Genomic DNA, 19,077 nt, shown 5'->3' on the forward strand with positions numbered 1-19,077 from the left:
ATCTAATATATTAACCAACTTGTCAAAACCAAAAAAGACCTGTTTATAATGAACAGGTCTTTTTCTACATATTTCTTCTTGTTTCTTATTGGCTTCTAGGATATAAAAAGGATTGCTCCACTTCAAAATCTACCACTCCATCCTTACGTACATCGTAAATAATAAATAATTGACCCCAATACACTCCATCAGTAAAATCTGCGATAATCCATTTATGATTTAACAATCGTACCTTATTAATTGCCATGTTTCCTTCCATTCCTTCATAAGGAACTATTGGATTATCAGCTCCAGCTTTGTTTTGAGCTATAATTTGGTCACTAATCGTTAATTCCAGTTTTTCTGCATCATAACCTTGCTCTTCAAAATAATTGATCGCTTCTTCATCACTTTCCAAAGAAAAATAAGTAAGTTCTAAAACACGATCTATCAACGAATCTCTTTCAAGATTTTTAGTTTCAATTTCTTTATCCTTTTCTGCTATTGTTGCCATTAGATTCTCAATCTTACCATCGTAAGATTCTTTGGCTTTTTTGGCATTCATGAACTGAAATAAAACAAACAAGACAGAAAAAATAAATAAGTATAGAAATATTCTACTTCGCATATTAAATGGTAATTTTTAAATTATCGTACGCCAAAAATACATTTTTTGGGAGTTGTTTTTGCACTTCTTCATGAAAGCCTAGCATATGACTAATATGTGTAAGATACGCTCTCTCGGGCTTTACTTCTTCTATAAATGCCAAAGCTTCGTCTAAATTAAAATGAGAATGATGTGGTTCTATTCGAAGTGCATTGACCACTAACACCTTTACTCCTTTTAATTTTTCGGTTTCTTCTTTTTCGATCGTTTTCATATCAGTTAAATAAGCAAAATCTTTAAACCTAAATCCAAAAACTTGCAATCTATTATGCATGAGATCAATTGGCATCACATCCAGGTTACCCAGTGAAAATGGTTGGTTAGTTAGTTCATTTTCTATAACACTGGGTGCTCCTGGATATTTATTTTCTGAAGAAAATATATAACTAAATCTTTCTCTTAAAGCTTCTAATACTCGTTTATGCGCATATACTGGAATATCACCTTGTCTAAAAAAGAATGGACGTATATCATCCATTCCCATGGTATGGTCTGCATGTTCGTGTGTAAAAAGAATTCCATCAATTCGTGTTACCTTATTGGCTAGCATCTGTTGTCTAAAATCAGGACCACAATCAATTACATACTGATATTTATCCCAAGAGACAAGTACAGATACTCGTAATCTTTTATCTTTTTGATCTTCACTTAAACATACAGGATGTGTGCTTCCTATGATTGGAATTCCTTGTGATGTTCCGGTTCCAAGAAATGTAATTTCCATATTTAACTATGCGTACAAGCAAATGTACTTATAATTTTTTTGCGCCAAAAGTAATTCATTTCTACAGTTATTATTTATATCAATTATAAAATGCGAAAAATTACGTTCACTTTTTTTTAATAATCCTTAATCTATTAGTAACTTTACGTTAAACAAAAAAAGCCCATTTTGCTATGCCTATTACGATTATGGGAGACAAAGAATTTGAGTCTGTCCCTTCAATTAAAAGTAAAGCCTTACGAATTAATTTAAATGCCAATATATATGGTACCTTCGCAGAGATTGGTGCCGGACAAGAAACTGTACGTAATTTCTTTAGAGCAGGTGGTGCTTCTGGTACTATCGCAAAAGCCATGAGTGCTTATGATAAAGATTTTAGTGATGCTATCTACGGAATCGAAGATGATAAACGATATGTGACAGAAGCTCGATTAAAGAAAATGCTGAAGCACGAAGTAAAGTTAGTTGAACAACGTATCAGCAGAGAAAAACATCCAAACAAATTATTTTTCAGTTATGCCAATACTGTTGCTACTATCGACTTTGCAAAAAAGTATAAAGGTCATGGATGGGTAGGTATCAGATATCAAACGAAACCAGATGAAGATTATAATGAGATTATTCTTCATATTCGTTTTCATGAAAATGACGCCAAGTTACAACAGATGACACTTGGTATATTAGGAGTAAATTTAATTTACGGAGCCTATTATAAGTATGATAATCCAAAAAAATTACTTCGATATTTATATGATCATTTAGATAAAGATCAAATCGAAATTGATACCATTAATTTCTCTGGTCCGAGATTTAAGAAAGTAGATAACCGATTGATGAGTTTACAATTGGTTAAAAATGGAATGACGGAAGCTGTAATGTTTGGTCCTGATGGTAATAACGTTTTACCAGCCGCAGTATTATACAAAAAGAACATTCTCGCACTTCGCGGTAGTTTTAGACCAGTGACCAAAGTAAACATGGATATTTACAAGAAATCATTAAATATGTTTCTTAATGAGAATAAAGTAAATAAGAATAAAACCATAGAGATTTTTGAAATTACACTTTCTAACCTAAGAGCAGAAGGAGAAATCGATGAAGAAGATTTTATGTCTAGAGCTAGGTTATTATGTTCATTAGGACAAACGGTAATGATCTCCAACTTCCAGGAATATTATAAAGTTGTAGAATATTTCTCCAATTATACCAAAGAGCGAATGGCTTTATCTATGGGTGTAAACAATCTAGTGGATATTTTTGACGAAAAATATTATCGTCACTTAAGTGGTGGTATTTTGGAAGCTTTTGGAAAATTGTTCTTCAAGGATCTGAAAGTATACCTCTACCCTCTTAAAAATCCAAAGACAGGAGAGCTTACAACCAGTGAAAATCTGAAAGTACATCCAAGAATGAAGGAATTATACAAGTTCTTTAAATATAATGGTAAACTGCAAGATATTGTAGACTATGATCCTACGATTATGGATATTTTCTCCAGAGAAGTTTTACAAAAAATACAAGACGGAGAATCTGGTTGGGAAGAACAACTACCAGAACTTATTCCAGAAATGATTAAGGAGAATAATTTCTTTGGATATAAAGAAACAGAGACCGTTTAATCGATTAGCGCGCTAATTGATGATTTCAGTTCATTATAAGATTTAATATAGCTATCCTTTAGGGTAGCTATATTTCATTATAAACCAACTATACATACAATATAATGAGAGTAACTTCTAAATTTAGAACTGGGTTTTGGATCCAATCATTTATTGTATTTTTTGCTTGGTTATGTATTACTTTAGTAAACATTTTATATCCCTTTAATAACATTCAAATAGATTTTCGAGATATCACCTTATGGATTGGTATTTTTTCAGCGGCATGGCTAATTTTCACAACCAGAAGATTTCTTATCCGCAACTTGAAACAGATTAGCGTGACTGAAAATGAAATATTAATTAAGTCTTTATTAAATAATAAAATTAAATCAATTTCTTTTGATCAAATAAAAGGGTTTAAAACCCGAAGAGAGAAATCATCCGCTGAAGAAGGAACTCAAGTTTATGGTAGCGAAGAGTTTGAAATACAACTAATGGATGACTCTGCGATAAGATTTAACTCTGATCAGTTCAAAAATTACGCTGAATTAAAAATCCTGATATATACAAACTATAAATCAATACAAGATTGAATACATTTTTATATATTAAGAATAAAATGAGAAAAATGTATTACTAATTCAAAAAAGGATTGTAATGCCTATTTCATAAAAGAAAATAAAACCTAGTTACATCAATTTACAGAAATAAAGCACAAATGAAGATTCAAAATATTTTTATAACATTCATATGCTGCCTCCTTAGCAATATAGTTTTAGCTCAAAATAAACATACTACTACTCCACTTTCAATTGGAGAAAAAATCGAATTTGAATCAAAAATTCTAAAAGAAAAAAGAGTACTGAATATTTATGTACCTCATAAATACTCTAAAGATTCTATAAAAACGTATCCTGTAATTTATCTATTAGATGGTTCTATAAATGAAGATTTTATTCATATATCAGGTCTCGTACAATTTGGTTCATTCTCCTGGATTCGCATGATCCCAGAATCTATTGTAGTTGGTATAGCCAATGTAGATAGAAAAAGAGATTTTACCTATCCTACTAATAATAAAAAAGACAAAGAGGATTTTCCTACTACAGGTGGATCAGAAAATTTTATCAATTTTATTGAAAAAGAATTACAACCTTTCATAGAGAAAAAATATAAGACAACTGCTACTAAAACTATCATAGGACAATCCTTAGGCGGACTTTTGGCAACAGAAATTTTGTTTAAAAAACCTAATCTTTTCGATAACTATATTATTACAAGTCCTAGTTTATGGTGGGATGATGAATCGTTACTTACATATGTTCCTGCACCTTATAACTCTGAAAAATCAATTTATATCGCTGTTGGTGAAGAAGGGAAAATTATGAAAAGAGTTGCCAAAGAATTATATGACAAACTGAAGTTACTACAGAACGATAATACCGAATTATATTACGAATTTTTCGAAAAGCAAAATCATGGAGATGCATTACATTTAGCAGTTTATAACGCTTTCGAAAAAATATTCAAACCTAAAAAATAAAAAATGGCTTCTGATCAAAACTTTGTAGATTTTGTAGTAGGACAAATCAAAAATACTGGAGAAATAAATGCAAAAAAGATGTTTGGAGAATATGGAGTATATGCTGACGGTAAAATGTTTGGTCTTGTTTGTGATAATAAACTATTTATAAAACCTACTACATCAGGAAGAGATTTTATTGGAAATATCGTGGAGGCTCCTCCCTACCCTGGAGCCAAACCAAGTTTCTTGATCGAAGAAAAAATAGAGGATTCGGATTGGTTAAGTGAACTAGTGAGTATTACCGTTAAAGAACTTCCTGAGCCAAAACCGAAGAGAAAAAAGAAGAAAAGAACCTGATGCTTCTTAATTATATATAATCAAAAATTTAACTACTTTTTATTTTTAATTCACGTTAATAAAATATTATTTAATGATAAAAAATGAACTCTATCTTTTAACATTTTTAACCTTAGTTTCTTTTAAAGTATTTTCTCAAATTCAATCACACAAAGAATTCATTGATTCTAAACAAATAATGCAATACATTAATAAGGTAGGTACTAACGAAGGTGATATTTATACTTATGGATTATACATTAGATATACGGATAGCGTAAGTATTAAATATAAATTAACAATAGGAAAAAACTGGAAAGAGTCAAACGAATTTGAAGGTAAAGCTTTGTTAGATAATGAATCTATATACAGTAATAAAAGAAAAATAAAAAACTTAAACGATAAAGAAGTTCCCGTATATTCATTTATAGATGATTCAAGTGAATGCAACATTGAAATTCTTATTTCAAAAAATGATACAATACACAGAACAAATGCTCAAATACTTAAGAAATGTAATGATCATATAAAGGAATTAACATCTCCCCTTTGGTTTAAATAATAAAATAACACTTAGATTATTTAGTTTCAGTAAACGAAAAGTGACAACTCATTAAGAATCATCACTTTCATCTTTTCGTTTTTTGGGTAGTCTTTTAGCCTCTTTTAAGCTTTTATTGATCATCCATTCTATCTGTCCGTTCACACTACGAAATTCATCATCTGCCCATTTTTCGATCTGCTTAAACATTTCTGGGTCTATTCTTAGTACGAATGATTTTCTTTTACTCACAATTAAGAATTTAGAGTTCCAGCATTTACTACCGGAACAGCTTCTTTATCACCGCATAAAACTACCATTAAATTACTTACCATAGAAGCTTTTTTATCATCATCAAAGTCTATGATGTTATCCGTAGACAATTTTTGCAACGCATCTTCTACCATACCTACCGCTCCTTCTACTATTTTCTTTCTAGCTGCTACAATAGCAACAGCTTGCTGTCTTTTTAACATAGAACTTGCAATCTCTGGTGCATATGCCAAATATCCAATTCTAGCTTCCATCACTTTAATACCAGCAATTGCCAAACGCTCGGTAACTTCGTTTTCTAAAGCTTCATTTACTTCATCCATACCCGATCTAAGTGTAAATTCAGCTTGCTCATCATCGAAATTATCATATGGATACGATCCTGCCAATTTACGAACAGCAGCATCGGTTTGAACCTTTACAAACTCTTCATAATTATCCACATCAAAAGCTGATTTATAAGTATCTGCTACCTGCCAGACCAAAATTACATTGATCATGATGGGGTTTCCGATTTTATCATTCACCTTTACACGTTCACTATCAAAATTTCTAGCTCTTAACGAAATTTTCTGACGACTAAAAAAAGGATTTGCCCAAAAGAAACCATTATCTCTAACCGTTCCTTTATAAGCTCCAAACAATACCAACACCTTAGAACTATTTGGATTCACTATAAAAAAACCTTTCGCTATTAATATAATTGGTAGTATAAAGATTAAAAATAATGGATTATCCATTGTTACCAAACCTACTATCGTACCTACAATAAATACTAGCAGTACCATAAGCATTACATATCCATTCGTTGCTTTAATTTTAGTCTCTTTATTCATAATGATATTATTTTGATATCACAATAATACTAAATTTATTTGAATTTTGAAAATCACAGATGATAAAACAGGTAAAACTAGCGCGATTATCACATTCAAATTCTTAGAAAGTCTTATAAGAATAAAATAATTATTTACATAACTTAGAGCTTCTAAAACATAAAACAGGTTTATAAACAAATGGCCTCATTTAATATTCAAGTAAATCCAAAAGTACAATCGGTGTATGATTCATATCCCAATCATATTCACCCAAAGATTATGGATCTTAGAAACTTGATAATTAAGACAGCAAAAGAAATAGAAGGAATATCTAATATAGAAGAAACCCTAAAATGGGGAGAACCAAGCTTCTTAACCAAGAAAGGAAGTACAATCAGAATAGATTGGAAAAAAGGCTCACCCGATCAGTATGCAATGTATTTTCAATGCACTAGCAAACTAGTTACCACCTTTAGAGTAGTTTATAAAGACACTTTTCAGTTTGAAGGAAATAGAGCCATTGTTTTTCCTTTAGATTTTAAAATTCCTGAACCAGAACTCAAAAGCTGTATAAAGGCTGCCTTACAATATCATTCTGTAAAACACTTACCAACTTTAGGCATGTAGATCCGCCAGAGTAAGTTGATGATAATTTGATAGGAAAATGTTTTTAGACTTTAAATATTCATCAATTTTATAATGGAATCTATAGAAATCTAATCAGTAAAAATCTCCATAAAGTTCACAGAACATTCAAAGAATATTCAAATAACTTCTCTCGTTTTTAAACTGTTTATGTTTTACTGGCGAGGAGATCCTTGGAACATTGACGCTTCTAGAACAAAGAAAGCCATATGTCTAGTACATATGGCTTTAAGTTGTAAAGGTTAATTTTTAATTAATTTTTTAACCACCCTATCACCTGAATTATTCTTTATTTTTAATAAATAGACACCTTTCGTCAAAGAAGACACGTCTATTTCACTTGATTCTAATTTTTTACTGATTATTTTCTTTCCTTGCATATCATAAATATCTACGGATGAAATATCTAAGGAACTGAAATTTTTAATATAAATAGAAGTATTTGCTGGATTTGGATAAAAGGAAACTATTTCCTCATTAAACTCAATATCCTCATTAGATAGAGTATTATCATGAACCAATTCTACCACACCCCAACAAGAATCAAAAGTACCGATATCTAAAGTGATATTTCCAGAATTATCTGTTTGTACAGAAAGATCCACAGATTGCTTACCAGGAATGTGAAGTTTTGCTCCTACAATAGCATTTGGGAAAACAGCAGATGGAATTTGTACAGAAATATCATTATGGGCTTGAGCAGCATCATTAGAAGCATCATATTTTCTGTTAACTAAATGCAACACATAAGGCGCATCAGGATCATTAGAAGACTTTCTTGGCAAGGCAGAAATTAAATAATTGACCCACTGATTATTACTTAAAACATTAATTTTCCATGAAGTAAGTCCAAGTATATCTCCTGAATTATTCATAGAAACTATATTAATACCACTAGAATTAATAGTTGCATTTTGCTCTGTCGTTAAATATTGAATATCACTATCATGCACTACCACATCATATTGCGATAATTCCGAGGCAGATGGACTTATGGGTTGATCAGGATCCCCGAATATTTTTAGATCAAATGAAATATTTCTTGTTACTAAATAATCAAGTGTTTGACGAGCATTCGAACTGCCAGACATTCCGCCTTCTAATAAAGAAGCGTATACAGAATACGCAAGAGCTACGTTCGACACTGCCTGATAATCATCAAATAAATCACTATGATCATGAACAAATGCGTATAAATCTGCAAAATTTTCCCAACCAGTATCCCAAGTATTGCTTCCTCCTATCCATACTCTACCTGGAATTGTAAAAATAGAACCTGTTGCATATGCTTGTGCAATCCATGCTCGGGCTTGTCTAGGAGAATTTCTATTATACAACGCCTGAAATGCATCTGGATATGGAAAATATATCAAAGTTTTATCAAGAGCTTCAGCAGCTTTATAATGTAATAGTGGCTCTGTAGAGGGACTTGTCGCCGGATCATGAGGATGACCATATTCTCCTGCTAGATATGTTAATCGATCGGAGAAAACAAACCCTCTAGGTTCCACTACGTTTGTAGTTGCTCCAATATCGATACCAGGTCTAATTGTATCTATATAATCAAATAGCTCTTCCATTGTATCATTTAGGGATTGACGTTGGAAATAAACGAAGTCTTTGTATAACGGAATATTGCCATTGATACTATTTGCTCGATTTCTATAAGTTTGAAGCGTGAATCCTCTGTTAATTAAAAACTGACGATAATTGAAATTATCAATATTATTAATCCCTTGATCCATAAGCTGCTGAGTGGTGTACTTATCTTTCATATATGCTCTAAAACCATTCATCGAATGCACAGAAAAATCTCCTCCTAACCAATGTAAAGTTCTGGTAGCAGATGTTTGTGAATCAAACATCATATGTGTTACAGGTGCTAAAGTCATTCTATCTACCTGATACTTTAACCATTCTAAAAAATCAGGTCCCTGATGACTCATCCAACTATGTATCTGGCCATTATATGTACCTCCGTTATCGGCAGCATTTCCCCAATGAATATTATTACCATTAAGATCTTTTGCCCAATACGATTCTGGATCATCCATAAAATCAATCATCCATTTCCATCCCCAATCAAATTCTCCTCTACCGAAATAATACTTACCGTTTGAAGTACGATTTTCGACTTTTGAAACCCATTGATTCATAGCAGCATCAGACTCAATACTAGCATTTGGCATAAATCCCCAAAAAATGCCATCAGCTTTATATTGATCATAATTAAAAGGAGTAGCTGCTGATTCTTGTGTAAATAATACAGTGGATTTATTTATTAAGGAATTAGATGTTTGTGCATAAATATTAATACAATAAATAATAATAATTAGAGTGAGTGAAGTTCTTTTCATAGGTTTTAATTTTTTTCTCAATAATTAACTTTGGGTGATAAAATCATGATCCAAAAATATTTCTACTCCAATAAAATGTTAGAAAAGAAATAGAATTCGTTATAAGTTAACTAGTAAGTGTTTTTTTAATGATTTGGCAGCTTTTTTCGATCTAAAAATAGAAAAAAGCCATATGTCTGAAACATATGGCTTTTAAAAATTATGTATTGTCTAGTTTAAATCTAGTTTATAAAATCTGTGCAGCGTGTTCTTTGGTTTTTACTTTTGTAATTACTTCAGATAATATTCCATTTTCATCAATAACAAAAGTAGTACGATGGATACCATCATATTCTTTACCCATGAATTTTTTAGGTCCCCAAACACCAAAAGCTTCAATAACCTTTTTATCTTCATCCGCTAATAGAGGATAAGGTAGTTCATATTTGTTTTTGAAATTTTGTTGTCTCTTTGCGCTATCAGCACTTACTCCAAGAATCTCATACCCTTGAGATTGAAATGTTTGGTAATTGTCTTTCAGATTGCATGCTTCAGCAGTACAACCTGGTGTGCTCGCTTTGGGGTAGAAAAAAACCACAAGTTTTTTTCCTTTATAATCTTCTAAACTAATGGTATTACCATCCTGATCTAATGCCGAGAAATTTGGAGCTTTATCTCCTGCTTTTAATGATGTCATATTATTGTGGTTAATGATAAAAATTATATTTTGTTTAAACTTTTTTGATAAAGTTAGAACAAAATTATTTTCCTGAAACAATTTTATTAAAAATTTATGCTTTTATTAGATTCCTAAAAACATACAAATATTCATATTTTAGCACAAAAATAAGTTATGACTAAAAAGGAAAAAGTAGATTTCACCATAAATACACTTAAAGAATTATATCCAACCATCCCTATTCCTTTAGATCATAAAGACCCATATACCCTACTGATTGCAGTTCTAATGAGTGCTCAGAGTACTGATGTGCGAGTCAATCAAATTACTCCACTCCTATTCGAACGTGCTGATAACCCCTACACTATGGTAAAGTTATCTGTGGAAGAAATTAGAGAAATTATCAAACCTGTTGGATTAAGCCCAATGAAGTCCAAAGGTATCCATGGATTATCACAAATACTAATTGACCAACACAATGGAGAGGTTCCACAAAGTTTTGAAGCATTGGAAGCATTGCCAGCAGTTGGACACAAAACAGCCAGTGTTGTAATGTCTCAGGCCTTTGGAGTACCAGCATTTCCAGTAGACACACACATACATCGTTTAATGTATCGTTGGGGTTTTAGTAATGGTAAGAATGTTACTCAAACCGAAAAAGATGCAAAACGTTTGTTCCCAAGAGAATTGTGGAATGATCTACATCTTCAGATCATATGGTATGGACGAGAGTACTCTCCTGCACGAGGATGGAATCTAGATAAAGATATTATTACAAAGACAATTGGAAGGAAATCTGTAATTAACGAGTACTATAAAAAATAAAAGACCTGTTTTGGAAACAGGTCTTTTACAAAGTTTAGTTTTAATTTAGAAGCGCTTCAAACTTCATTTTCTTATAATCTATAACACTTAAAGCCTTTGAGTAATTTAAAAGAAAATCTACTGTAATTTTCTTTGGTACTAATTGTTGTTGCTCCTCTTTCTGAGAAGACTTAAAGTAAAATTTTGCCATATTAATTTATCTTAAATTAAGGGTTATTTTTTTATAAATAACGAGGCAAATTCTACTTTATTGCATAAAGAAATGTTAATTTGTTAGAACAATATTATTTTTCTCTATTACTTTTCTTAAGTTAATTAATGCATAACGCATTCTTCCTAAGGCAGTATTAATACTTACACCTGTTTTATCCGAGATCTCTTTAAAACTCATATCACGGTACATACGCATTACCAAAACTTCCTTTTGATCTTCTGGAAGTTCTTGTATAAGGTTTCTTAAATCTTCCTCTACCTGATCTTTAATAATTCTTTTTTCAGCATTTAAATCACCATCACTGATAACAGAAAATATACTAAACTCTCCATTATCCTCGAATTTTGGCATTCTGTTTCCTTTTCTAAAGTGATCGATAACTAGGTTATGCGCAATTCTCATTACCCAAGGTAAAAATTTACCTTCTTCATTATACTTTCCAAGTTTTAGCGTACGAATCACTTTAATAAAAGTATCCTGAAATATATCTTCTGATACATCTCTATCAAAAACTTTAGAATAAATAAAACTGTAAATACGTTGTTTATGACGTTCGATTAGTGTAGAAAGTGCGCTTTCGTCACCTTTGATGTAATTATTAACCAGCACAGCGTCTGAAATAGTGTAATCCTTCATACCTATTACTTTATTTAGTACCAACAAGCTTGGGGCTCGGGCTTTGTTAAACTTTAAAGTAAAGGTGTGCTATAGGCGCTTATTTTTTAGATTTGGTTACTTTTACAGGGGCTAATATAATAACAATCCTTGAAAATCAAACTATTTTGTGTTAATTTTTTTAACTTAACTTTCCGTATAAGTACACTATTATACTTCTTAAGTTATCATTATCTTTGCGCTCACACCGCATATAGACTATGATTCAAGACATTACTACCTTAGATCCCAAACAAAATATATTAATTAAAGGAGCCAAACTGCATAATCTCAAAAACTTAGATGCGGCCATTCCCAGAAATAAATTAGTGGTAATTACCGGATTATCAGGATCAGGAAAATCTAGTCTTGCATTCGATACCTTATATGCAGAAGGACAGAGAAGGTACGTAGAGAGTTTATCTTCATATGCCAGACAATTTTTAGGTCGACTTAATAAACCAAAAGTTGATTACATAAAAGGTATTGCTCCAGCCATTGCTATTGAGCAAAAAGTAAATTCTACAAATCCAAGATCCACAGTTGGAACAACTACCGAGATATATGATTATCTAAAATTACTTTTTGCTAGAATAGGTAGAACCTACTCTCCTATTTCGGGTAATCAGGTAAAAAAAGATACCGTTACAGATGTTATCGAATATGTAAAAACCTTTGAAGAAGGTGAAAAACTATTGTTGTTAGCTCCAATACATGTAGAAAGTGGCAGAACCGTTGAAGAAAAACTAAAAGTATTACAACAACAAGGATATGCACGTGTAAAAGTTAATGAAACGGTATCTAGAATTGAAGATGCCACCATTACTAAAAAAGATACTGTTCATTTGGTAATTGATCGTATTATCAAGCGAGATGAAGAAGACTTTTATAACAGACTAGCAGATGCCGTAGGCTCAGCTTTTTTTGAAGGAAAAGGAACTTGTTTTATAGAAACATTAAAAGATCAAAAAACACGTCAGTTTAGTAATAAATTTGAGTTGGATGGAATAACCTTTCTAGAGCCTAATGTGCATTTGTTTAGCTTTAATAATCCATATGGAGCTTGTCCTGAATGTGAAGGTTACGGAGATGTTATTGGTATTGATGAGGATTTAGTGATTCCAAATACATCCTTGAGCGTGTATGAAGGAGCTGTTTTTCCTTGGAAAGGCGATACTATGAGTTGGTATAAAGATCAACTTGTCAATAGTGCTTATAAATTCGATTTTCCTATACATAAGCCTTATTTTGAGTTATCAGAAGAACAAAAAGAATTATTATGGAGTGGTAACGAGTATTTTGAAGGTATCGATGGATTTTTCAAAGAGCTAGAAGCAAAGGCTTATAAAATTCAGAATAGAGTAATGCTTTCTCGTTATCGTGGAAAAACGAAATGTACCAGCTGTAAAGGAAAGCGTTTAAGACCTGAAGCTAGTTATGTAAAAGTTGGTGGATTAGCTATTACGGATCTTGTAGAAATGCCACTTGATGAACTGGCAACTTTCTTTAAAAATCTTGAACTAAATAAATATGAACTCCAAATTGGAAAAAGACTTTTAAAAGAAATTAATAGCAGGTTAGAGTTTTTACATAATGTAGGTCTTCAATACCTAACTCTTAATCGTAAATCAAATACCTTATCTGGTGGAGAATCCCAACGTATTAATCTTGCTACATCTCTTGGTAGTAGCTTGGTTGGATCAATGTATATCTTAGACGAACCGAGTATTGGTCTACATCCTAAAGATACTGAGAAACTTATCAAAGTATTACAATCCCTTCGTGATTTAGGGAACACCGTTATTGTAGTTGAGCATGATGAAGATATTATGAAGGCTGCAGATGTTATTCTTGATATTGGTCCAGAAGCAGGTACCTATGGAGGTAATTTGGTAGCCGAAGGAACTTTTGAAGAAATTCTAAAATCTGATTCCTTAACCGCTAAATACCTAAATGGAGATTTACAAATTGAAGTCCCGAAGAACAGAAGAACTTCTAAATACTATTTAGAAATCCTAGGTGCAAGAGAAAACAATTTAAAAAATATTGATGTTACTATTCCGCTAGGAGTATTTACAGCAGTTACAGGAGTTTCAGGTAGTGGAAAAAGTACTTTGATCAAAAAAATAGTGTATCCCTCTATATTAAAAAAACTAGGAGGATATGGAGAAAAAGCAGGTCAGTTTACAGAGCTTAAAGGAAATTACAGTAATATCAAACATGTAGAGTTTGTAGATCAAAACCCAATTGGTCGTTCTTCTAGGTCTAATCCTGTAACTTATATCAAGGCTTATGATGACATAAGAAGTCTTTTTGCTAGTCAGAAATTATCAAAAATAAGAAACTACCAATCCAAGCATTTTTCTTTTAATGTGGATGGTGGAAGATGTGAAACTTGTAAAGGTGAAGGTGAAGTTACTATCGAAATGCAATTCATGGCTGATGTTCATTTAGAATGTGAAACTTGTGGTGGAAAAAGATTTAAAAAAGATGTACTGGAGGTAACTTATGAAGATAAAAATATCGACGACATTTTAACAATGACCATTGATAATGCACTCGATTTCTTTGCAAAACATAATCAAACAAAAATAATTAGAAAGCTTCAACCTTTACAGGATGTTGGTCTTGGATATGTACAATTGGGACAAAGCTCCTCTACCCTTTCTGGTGGTGAAGCACAGCGTATCAAATTAGCTTCCTTCCTAGTAAAAGGAAATACGAAAGATAAAGCTCTTTTTATTTTCGATGAGCCTACTACAGGATTACATTTTCATGATATCAAAAAATTACTAAAATCCTTTAACGAACTTATTGACAAAGGTCATTCTATACTTGTTATAGAACACAATCTGGATTTAGTAAAATGTGCTGATTATGTTATTGATTTAGGATTAGAAGGTGGAAATAATGGCGGAATGATTATAGCAGAAGGAACTCCTGAGGAAGTAAGTGCGAACCAAAAATCTTATACAGGGCAGTATCTTGCTGAAAAAATTTAAAAAATTAACAAAATTGTAATATTTGATTCTGTAAAGACATGCGCTCTATTTCGGCTAAGTTCCCGAATAATAAAATGTAAAAAATGTCACTCACAGAACAATTAAAAGAAAAAGCAGCGCTATCCGCCAATAAAATCCCGGAAACTATTCAGAAAATCATGAATAATGGAATTGATAACCTTCGCGATAGTCAGCTTATAACAAGAGCTTTAAAAACGGGAGATAAAATTCCAGAAATTTCATTACCTAATGCAGCAAATAAAACTATTTCTGTACAGGAGTTATTACTTAACAAAAAAGTAGTATTGTCTTTTTATCGCGGAGGTTGGTGTCCTTATTGTAATCTTGAACTAAGAGCTCTACAGCAATATCAAGATAAATTCGAAGAGCTTGGCGCTACTCTTGTAGCAATAAGCCCAGAAACTCCTGATAACTCCTTAAGCACATCAGAAAAAAACAATCTTAGCTTCGAAGTACTTTCCGATATCGATAATAAAGTTGCTAATGAATTTAACTTGGTATTTACACTACCTAAAGATCTTACAGAAGTGTATAAAGGTTTTGGTATTGATTTGGTAAAAAGCAATGGTAATGAAGATCAACAATTACCAATAGCTGCAACTTATGTAATTGATCAAGATGGAACGATCATTTATGATTTTATCAAAGAAGATTATAAAGAAAGATCAGATCCCGAAGATATTTATAATAGTCTTAAGTAGATTATTCTAAATTTTGATTGAGATCCTATTTATCAAACATCCAAAACATTTTGGATGTTTGATTATAATCCAGAATCTTCAGAAGCAACAGTTAACGTCTTAGAAAACAGTTTATATTCATTAATTGGATTAACAAAATTGGAATCATTTTTTAAAGACGCCATTTTATAAGCTTCAAGAAAGTCACTAATCCTATAATCCAATAATTTTGCAGCTACAATATCCTTTTTCCACTCCCCTATTTGAGCTTTGGTCATATTTCCTTTATTAGCTCTTATCGCATGCTCTTTTAATTTATCAGTATACAAAGCACATTCACTTAATAAATACTTAAATTCTTTTGTTGGATAAGAAATATTGGTGGTTTTAGACATTCTATACTTTCTATTATTCTCTATATATGCTTGTCTATCCAGCTTTTTCTTTTGCGAAGTATAATCTAATTTATCCAAAAAATCATCAGTAACAAAGTAAAACTTCATATCATCTAAATTGACAATGAGTGTATTATAATCATTGAAAATTATATGTCTTTCAGATACTCCTAATTCTTTAATACGCCATTCGGAAACCAATTCGTGTTTAGAATATTGGCTGTGCGTATCATTCATCATAAAATAACGACCCATTTTCATAAATACTCCTGATAAAGAGTTTGGTTGTAAAGTATCTTTAATAATAAATGCATTCTTTTTATGCTTTAAAATCTTTTCTTCAATACCAAAGACGGTTGAAACGTTCTTTGATTCTACTATAATCTTTTTAGTGTAGTCCGCATTTAGAATATATTCTTTTTCCTGTCCATATAGTCCAAAAGTTAAAAAACAATATGTAAGTAGTATTATATTTTTCATAGCCCCAATTATTATATTATTTCTCCAATTAGTATTAAAAGTCTTTTCTTTTAACTCCATAAAATTAGATCTAAGCCACCCAAAAAAAATATTCTCATTGTTTTTTTAAATCGTTTTTTCGCTGTAGAACCAATTTAATCGATAAAATTATATTTCACTGATTTTAAACGGATAACACTCCTTATATAAAATTTTTTCCCTGTTAAAAACTGTTTTTTTATCCTATTTCTTCTATACTAAAAGAAGCTCTTTTACTTCCATAAAATAATTTTTGGCACGCCGTTTGGATATACTTTACACAAATAGCGGAAACCGAAAAGCTAATGAGTAGGTATAAACCCAAAAACATTTTAGTTATGAAAAAAGTAATACTTTTTATTGCAGTAATGTTACTAGTTGGAACAGCTGCACAAGCGGCCGATCAAAATAAGTCGGATCAAGTAGATAGGGTTACAAAACGCTATCGTAATGCAAAACCTATTGTATTTGTCGAAAATGGTGTTAGATTTTTTGTGTATCCTAATGGAGAAGTTGACTTTAGAACTCCAAGAAGAAGAAATTATGACAACTGGGATTGGAATTCGTCTAACTATAATACTCCAGGTAACAACAGAAACTATCGTAGACACAACAATCGTTTTACTGTGAAATATGATTATTACGGAAGATTGAAACGAGTTGGCCTTACTACAATAAGTTATAATCGATTTGATCAGGTAAGAAGAATAGGTTCTGTTCTTATCCGTTATAATAGAAGAGGAAAAGTTGCCAAAATAGGTGGATTACATATCTATTACGGAAAAAGAGGTAGAATTAGACATATAGAAGGAAATGTTCATTATACGGGATGTGGATATTGCGGAATAGACGGATGTAGTGCACCACATGATCCTTATTATAACATACAGGGAAGATCCAATCATCACGATTGGAATCAGGAAGATGATTTCTATTTTAAAAACAGAAAAAGAAATAAAAAGCATCATAAAGGAGAGGATGACGATGATGATTAGAATAAATTAGTTAGTTGGTTAGTTTTTGAAAGCCTGTTATCAATTTGGTAGCAGGCTTTCTTTTATGTACTCATAGTTTTAATCAAGTCCACTATCACTTTTAAATTTTTAATATATATAGGGTTTAAAATATAGAAACATATCGTATCCAAAAAGACCTGGGTCAAAACCAAAACACTGTTTATCAAATACTTATCATACAAAAATAGTCTGTTTCATGGAATAAACGTATGTATAATATATAGAGAAAAGTAATTTTTGGCACGCTGCTTGATACTATATAAGTGAGTGCAAAAAACAAATTTTTACACTCTTTATAAAATCACAGATTATGAAAAATATTGTTTTACTTTTTACAGGCTTACTATTAGCAACTTTTAGTGCTAATGCATTGGAAACAAATACAGAAACCGTATCTCGTTATTACAATTACGGAAAATCATTCATCTTTCATGAGAATGGAGTTGAGTTTTCGGTATACGCAGACGGACAATTTGATTTCTATGTAAACAGACCAAGAGGCGGAGTTAGTGTAAATATTAACCGTCCTGGAGTAAACATTAGTTTTAATTCTGGATATAATTATGATGCCTACGTACAGTATGATGATTATGGAGCTGTAGTACAGGTAGAAAATGTACCGATCTTTTATGATTATTATGGTAGAATTAGTCAAGCTGGAGATGTATTCATCAACTACAACCGTTTTGGTAGAGTATCTAGAGTTGGTGGATTATATGTAAACTATAACAGCTATGGTAATTTTGTAAACTGTACTGGATTCATTAATGATTTTAACAGGTATTATGTATACAATCCTTTTCACGCTTATTTTACGGTACCAGTAGTTAGCAGATGTATCGTTTTCAATAGACCTTATAGAAGATTTTATACTCCTTATAGATGTTCGTATAATGTATTCAGAAGAAACTACTTTGATGGATATTATGCAAGACCATATAGAAGTCGTACATATTATAGACCTAATCAAAGAGTTGCGTCATACAACAGAGGATATAGAGTAAATAGAGCTAGAAGTCTTGACTATAGAACTCGAGATAGAAGAACGGAAATGTATAAAAGAAATGATCGTAACTATAATACAGTAAATCGTTCTAGATCAAGAACAGTGAATAGAAACAGAACTACTGAAAATAGAAATTCTTCTAGAAGTACAACAAGAAGTAACGCTATTACAAGAAACTCTAATAGCAGAGATAATGTAAGAACGAATAGAAGTGGAAACACCGTGACTAATAGAAGTACTAGAAGTATTGATACAAGAAGTCAGGTAAGAAGATCAGATAGAACTAGAACAAATGTCACACCTAGAAATACCGAAAGTAGAAATAGAGTACAATCTAATAACAGATCTCAGAGAACTAGAAGTGCTGTAACCAATAATAACTCTAGAAGAGGTTCTTCAAAAGCCAGAACTTCAAGGTCTAACGGAAATAATAGATCTGGGAATGTAACAAAAGGCTCTAATAACAGTCGATATACTAGTAAAGGAAGTTCTACAAGATCTCAAGTAAAAACTAGAAGAAGTAATTCTACGAACAGAGCTACAAGATCTAATAATTCTAGATCTCGTACAGCAAGAAGTAGAAGTTAATATAAAGAATTTATTTTTTTGGTTGGTTAGTTAGAAAATCCCTCAGAGTAGTAT

At 31.5% G+C, this 19,077-nt stretch carries 20 protein-coding genes; 11 read left to right on the forward strand and 9 right to left on the reverse strand.

The window, feature by feature from the left end; translation table 11 throughout:
* Nucleotides 1-85: 85 nt before the first annotated feature.
* Together Q1A73_RS04505 and Q1A73_RS04510 are read right to left on the reverse strand one after the other, a co-directional pair.
* On the reverse strand, nucleotides 86-544 hold the full coding sequence (locus tag Q1A73_RS04505; protein WP_299602154.1) for a hypothetical protein: 459 nt from the start codon (nucleotides 542-544) through the stop codon (nucleotides 86-88).
* A gap of 64 nt (nucleotides 545-608) precedes the next feature.
* Nucleotides 609-1,370: an MBL fold metallo-hydrolase gene (locus Q1A73_RS04510; RefSeq protein WP_299602157.1), complete on the reverse strand. Its 762-nt coding sequence runs from the start codon at nucleotides 1,368-1,370 to the stop codon at nucleotides 609-611.
* 173 nt (nucleotides 1,371-1,543) lie between these two features.
* Here Q1A73_RS04510 and Q1A73_RS04515 point away from each other — a divergent pair, with 173 nt between their 5' ends.
* The 5 genes from Q1A73_RS04515 (at nucleotide 1,544) to Q1A73_RS04535 (ending at nucleotide 5,394) form a co-directional block, all read left to right on the forward strand.
* A complete protein-coding gene (locus tag Q1A73_RS04515) occupies nucleotides 1,544-2,989 on the forward strand; it encodes a TonB-dependent receptor (RefSeq protein ID WP_299602159.1) in 1,446 nt (481 codons plus the stop codon).
* Nucleotides 2,990-3,093: 104 nt separating this feature from the next.
* The gene (locus Q1A73_RS04520; RefSeq protein WP_299602162.1) at nucleotides 3,094-3,564 is read left to right on the forward strand and encodes a hypothetical protein; all 471 of its coding nucleotides are present in this window, start codon (nucleotides 3,094-3,096) and stop codon (nucleotides 3,562-3,564) included.
* Nucleotides 3,565-3,689: 125 nt separating this feature from the next.
* Nucleotides 3,690-4,514 (forward strand): alpha/beta hydrolase-fold protein, encoded by an 825-nt coding sequence (locus Q1A73_RS04525; protein WP_299602165.1) that lies wholly within the window; start codon nucleotides 3,690-3,692, stop codon nucleotides 4,512-4,514.
* 3 nt (nucleotides 4,515-4,517) lie between these two features.
* Entirely contained in the window at nucleotides 4,518-4,853 is a 336-nt protein-coding gene (locus Q1A73_RS04530; protein WP_299602167.1) for a TfoX/Sxy family protein, read from the forward strand.
* Between the two features lie 73 nt (nucleotides 4,854-4,926).
* Nucleotides 4,927-5,394 carry a hypothetical protein gene (locus tag Q1A73_RS04535; protein WP_299602169.1) on the forward strand — a complete coding sequence of 156 codons (468 nt, stop codon included), beginning with the start codon at nucleotides 4,927-4,929 and terminating at the stop codon, nucleotides 5,392-5,394.
* Nucleotides 5,395-5,445: 51 nt separating this feature from the next.
* Here Q1A73_RS04535 and Q1A73_RS04540 read toward each other — a convergent pair whose 3' ends face one another.
* Both Q1A73_RS04540 and Q1A73_RS04545 read right to left on the reverse strand, forming a co-directional pair.
* The gene (locus tag Q1A73_RS04540) at nucleotides 5,446-5,625 is read right to left on the reverse strand and encodes an Arc family DNA-binding protein (protein ID WP_219007515.1); all 180 of its coding nucleotides are present in this window, start codon (nucleotides 5,623-5,625) and stop codon (nucleotides 5,446-5,448) included.
* A 2-nt stretch (nucleotides 5,626-5,627) separates the two neighbouring features.
* Entirely contained in the window at nucleotides 5,628-6,482 is an 855-nt protein-coding gene (locus Q1A73_RS04545; protein ID WP_299602178.1) for an SPFH domain-containing protein, read from the reverse strand.
* 180 nt (nucleotides 6,483-6,662) lie between these two features.
* On the opposite strand from Q1A73_RS04545, the gene Q1A73_RS04550 reads away from it, so the two are divergent.
* Nucleotides 6,663-7,091 carry a DUF1801 domain-containing protein gene (locus Q1A73_RS04550; RefSeq protein ID WP_299602180.1) on the forward strand — a complete coding sequence of 143 codons (429 nt, stop codon included), beginning with the start codon at nucleotides 6,663-6,665 and terminating at the stop codon, nucleotides 7,089-7,091.
* A 260-nt stretch (nucleotides 7,092-7,351) separates the two neighbouring features.
* Here the strand turns inward: Q1A73_RS04550 and Q1A73_RS04555 are convergent, their stop codons facing one another.
* Together Q1A73_RS04555 and bcp are read right to left on the reverse strand one after the other, a co-directional pair.
* Entirely contained in the window at nucleotides 7,352-9,466 is a 2,115-nt protein-coding gene (locus tag Q1A73_RS04555) for a T9SS type A sorting domain-containing protein (RefSeq protein ID WP_299602182.1), read from the reverse strand.
* Nucleotides 9,467-9,692: 226 nt separating this feature from the next.
* Nucleotides 9,693-10,142: a thioredoxin-dependent thiol peroxidase gene (bcp, locus tag Q1A73_RS04560; RefSeq protein ID WP_299602184.1), complete on the reverse strand. Its 450-nt coding sequence runs from the start codon at nucleotides 10,140-10,142 to the stop codon at nucleotides 9,693-9,695.
* 156 nt (nucleotides 10,143-10,298) lie between these two features.
* Between bcp and nth the strand changes: the two genes are divergently transcribed.
* On the forward strand, nucleotides 10,299-10,949 hold the full coding sequence (gene nth / locus Q1A73_RS04565; protein ID WP_299602187.1) for an endonuclease III: 651 nt from the start codon (nucleotides 10,299-10,301) through the stop codon (nucleotides 10,947-10,949).
* A gap of 40 nt (nucleotides 10,950-10,989) precedes the next feature.
* Here nth and Q1A73_RS04570 read toward each other — a convergent pair whose 3' ends face one another.
* A complete protein-coding gene (locus Q1A73_RS04570) occupies nucleotides 10,990-11,139 on the reverse strand; it encodes a hypothetical protein (protein WP_299602190.1) in 150 nt (49 codons plus the stop codon).
* A gap of 75 nt (nucleotides 11,140-11,214) precedes the next feature.
* Nucleotides 11,215-11,799: a sigma-70 family RNA polymerase sigma factor gene (locus tag Q1A73_RS04575; RefSeq protein WP_299602193.1), complete on the reverse strand. Its 585-nt coding sequence runs from the start codon at nucleotides 11,797-11,799 to the stop codon at nucleotides 11,215-11,217.
* 239 nt (nucleotides 11,800-12,038) lie between these two features.
* Here Q1A73_RS04575 and uvrA point away from each other — a divergent pair, with 239 nt between their 5' ends.
* Both uvrA and Q1A73_RS04585 read left to right on the forward strand, forming a co-directional pair.
* Nucleotides 12,039-14,819: an excinuclease ABC subunit UvrA gene (gene uvrA / locus Q1A73_RS04580; protein ID WP_299602196.1), complete on the forward strand. Its 2,781-nt coding sequence runs from the start codon at nucleotides 12,039-12,041 to the stop codon at nucleotides 14,817-14,819.
* 83 nt (nucleotides 14,820-14,902) lie between these two features.
* Nucleotides 14,903-15,541, forward strand: coding sequence for a peroxiredoxin-like family protein (locus Q1A73_RS04585; RefSeq protein WP_299602198.1), 639 nt, complete (start codon nucleotides 14,903-14,905; stop codon nucleotides 15,539-15,541).
* Between the two features lie 62 nt (nucleotides 15,542-15,603).
* Here the strand turns inward: Q1A73_RS04585 and Q1A73_RS04590 are convergent, their stop codons facing one another.
* On the reverse strand, nucleotides 15,604-16,395 hold the full coding sequence (locus Q1A73_RS04590; RefSeq protein WP_299602200.1) for a hypothetical protein: 792 nt from the start codon (nucleotides 16,393-16,395) through the stop codon (nucleotides 15,604-15,606).
* A 356-nt stretch (nucleotides 16,396-16,751) separates the two neighbouring features.
* Between Q1A73_RS04590 and Q1A73_RS04595 the strand changes: the two genes are divergently transcribed.
* Nucleotides 16,752-17,408: a hypothetical protein gene (locus tag Q1A73_RS04595; protein WP_299602202.1), complete on the forward strand. Its 657-nt coding sequence runs from the start codon at nucleotides 16,752-16,754 to the stop codon at nucleotides 17,406-17,408.
* Nucleotides 17,409-17,739: 331 nt separating this feature from the next.
* Nucleotides 17,740-19,023: a hypothetical protein gene (locus Q1A73_RS04600; protein WP_299602204.1), complete on the forward strand. Its 1,284-nt coding sequence runs from the start codon at nucleotides 17,740-17,742 to the stop codon at nucleotides 19,021-19,023.
* Nucleotides 19,024-19,077 lie beyond the last annotated feature (54 nt).

This window comes from uncultured Aquimarina sp., from assembly GCF_947492115.1.
Taxonomy (GTDB): domain Bacteria; phylum Bacteroidota; class Bacteroidia; order Flavobacteriales; family Flavobacteriaceae; genus Aquimarina.

What these genes read in the sequence shown, in the direction of transcription:
- Q1A73_RS04595 (WP_299602202.1), top strand. Translation starts at nt 16,752, where the DNA reads ATGAAAAAAGTAATACTTTTTATTGCAGTAATGTTACTAGTTGGAACA.
- Q1A73_RS04555 (WP_299602182.1), bottom strand. Translation starts at nt 9,466, where the DNA reads ATGAAAAGAACTTCACTCACTCTAATTATTATTATTTATTGTATTAAT.
- nth (WP_299602187.1), top strand. Translation starts at nt 10,299, where the DNA reads ATGACTAAAAAGGAAAAAGTAGATTTCACCATAAATACACTTAAAGAA.
- Q1A73_RS04520 (WP_299602162.1), top strand. Translation starts at nt 3,094, where the DNA reads ATGAGAGTAACTTCTAAATTTAGAACTGGGTTTTGGATCCAATCATTT.
- Q1A73_RS04515 (WP_299602159.1), top strand. Translation starts at nt 1,544, where the DNA reads ATGCCTATTACGATTATGGGAGACAAAGAATTTGAGTCTGTCCCTTCA.
- bcp (WP_299602184.1), bottom strand. Translation starts at nt 10,142, where the DNA reads ATGACATCATTAAAAGCAGGAGATAAAGCTCCAAATTTCTCGGCATTA.
- uvrA (WP_299602196.1), top strand. Translation starts at nt 12,039, where the DNA reads ATGATTCAAGACATTACTACCTTAGATCCCAAACAAAATATATTAATT.
- Q1A73_RS04505 (WP_299602154.1), bottom strand. Translation starts at nt 544, where the DNA reads ATGAATGCCAAAAAAGCCAAAGAATCTTACGATGGTAAGATTGAGAAT.
- Q1A73_RS04545 (WP_299602178.1), bottom strand. Translation starts at nt 6,482, where the DNA reads ATGAATAAAGAGACTAAAATTAAAGCAACGAATGGATATGTAATGCTT.
- Q1A73_RS04600 (WP_299602204.1), top strand. Translation starts at nt 17,740, where the DNA reads ATGAAAAATATTGTTTTACTTTTTACAGGCTTACTATTAGCAACTTTT.
- Q1A73_RS04585 (WP_299602198.1), top strand. Translation starts at nt 14,903, where the DNA reads ATGTCACTCACAGAACAATTAAAAGAAAAAGCAGCGCTATCCGCCAAT.
- Q1A73_RS04510 (WP_299602157.1), bottom strand. Translation starts at nt 1,370, where the DNA reads ATGGAAATTACATTTCTTGGAACCGGAACATCACAAGGAATTCCAATC.
- Q1A73_RS04590 (WP_299602200.1), bottom strand. Translation starts at nt 16,395, where the DNA reads ATGAAAAATATAATACTACTTACATATTGTTTTTTAACTTTTGGACTA.
- Q1A73_RS04575 (WP_299602193.1), bottom strand. Translation starts at nt 11,799, where the DNA reads ATGAAGGATTACACTATTTCAGACGCTGTGCTGGTTAATAATTACATC.
- Q1A73_RS04525 (WP_299602165.1), top strand. Translation starts at nt 3,690, where the DNA reads ATGAAGATTCAAAATATTTTTATAACATTCATATGCTGCCTCCTTAGC.
- Q1A73_RS04535 (WP_299602169.1), top strand. Translation starts at nt 4,927, where the DNA reads ATGATAAAAAATGAACTCTATCTTTTAACATTTTTAACCTTAGTTTCT.
- Q1A73_RS04570 (WP_299602190.1), bottom strand. Translation starts at nt 11,139, where the DNA reads ATGGCAAAATTTTACTTTAAGTCTTCTCAGAAAGAGGAGCAACAACAA.
- Q1A73_RS04550 (WP_299602180.1), top strand. Translation starts at nt 6,663, where the DNA reads ATGGCCTCATTTAATATTCAAGTAAATCCAAAAGTACAATCGGTGTAT.
- Q1A73_RS04530 (WP_299602167.1), top strand. Translation starts at nt 4,518, where the DNA reads ATGGCTTCTGATCAAAACTTTGTAGATTTTGTAGTAGGACAAATCAAA.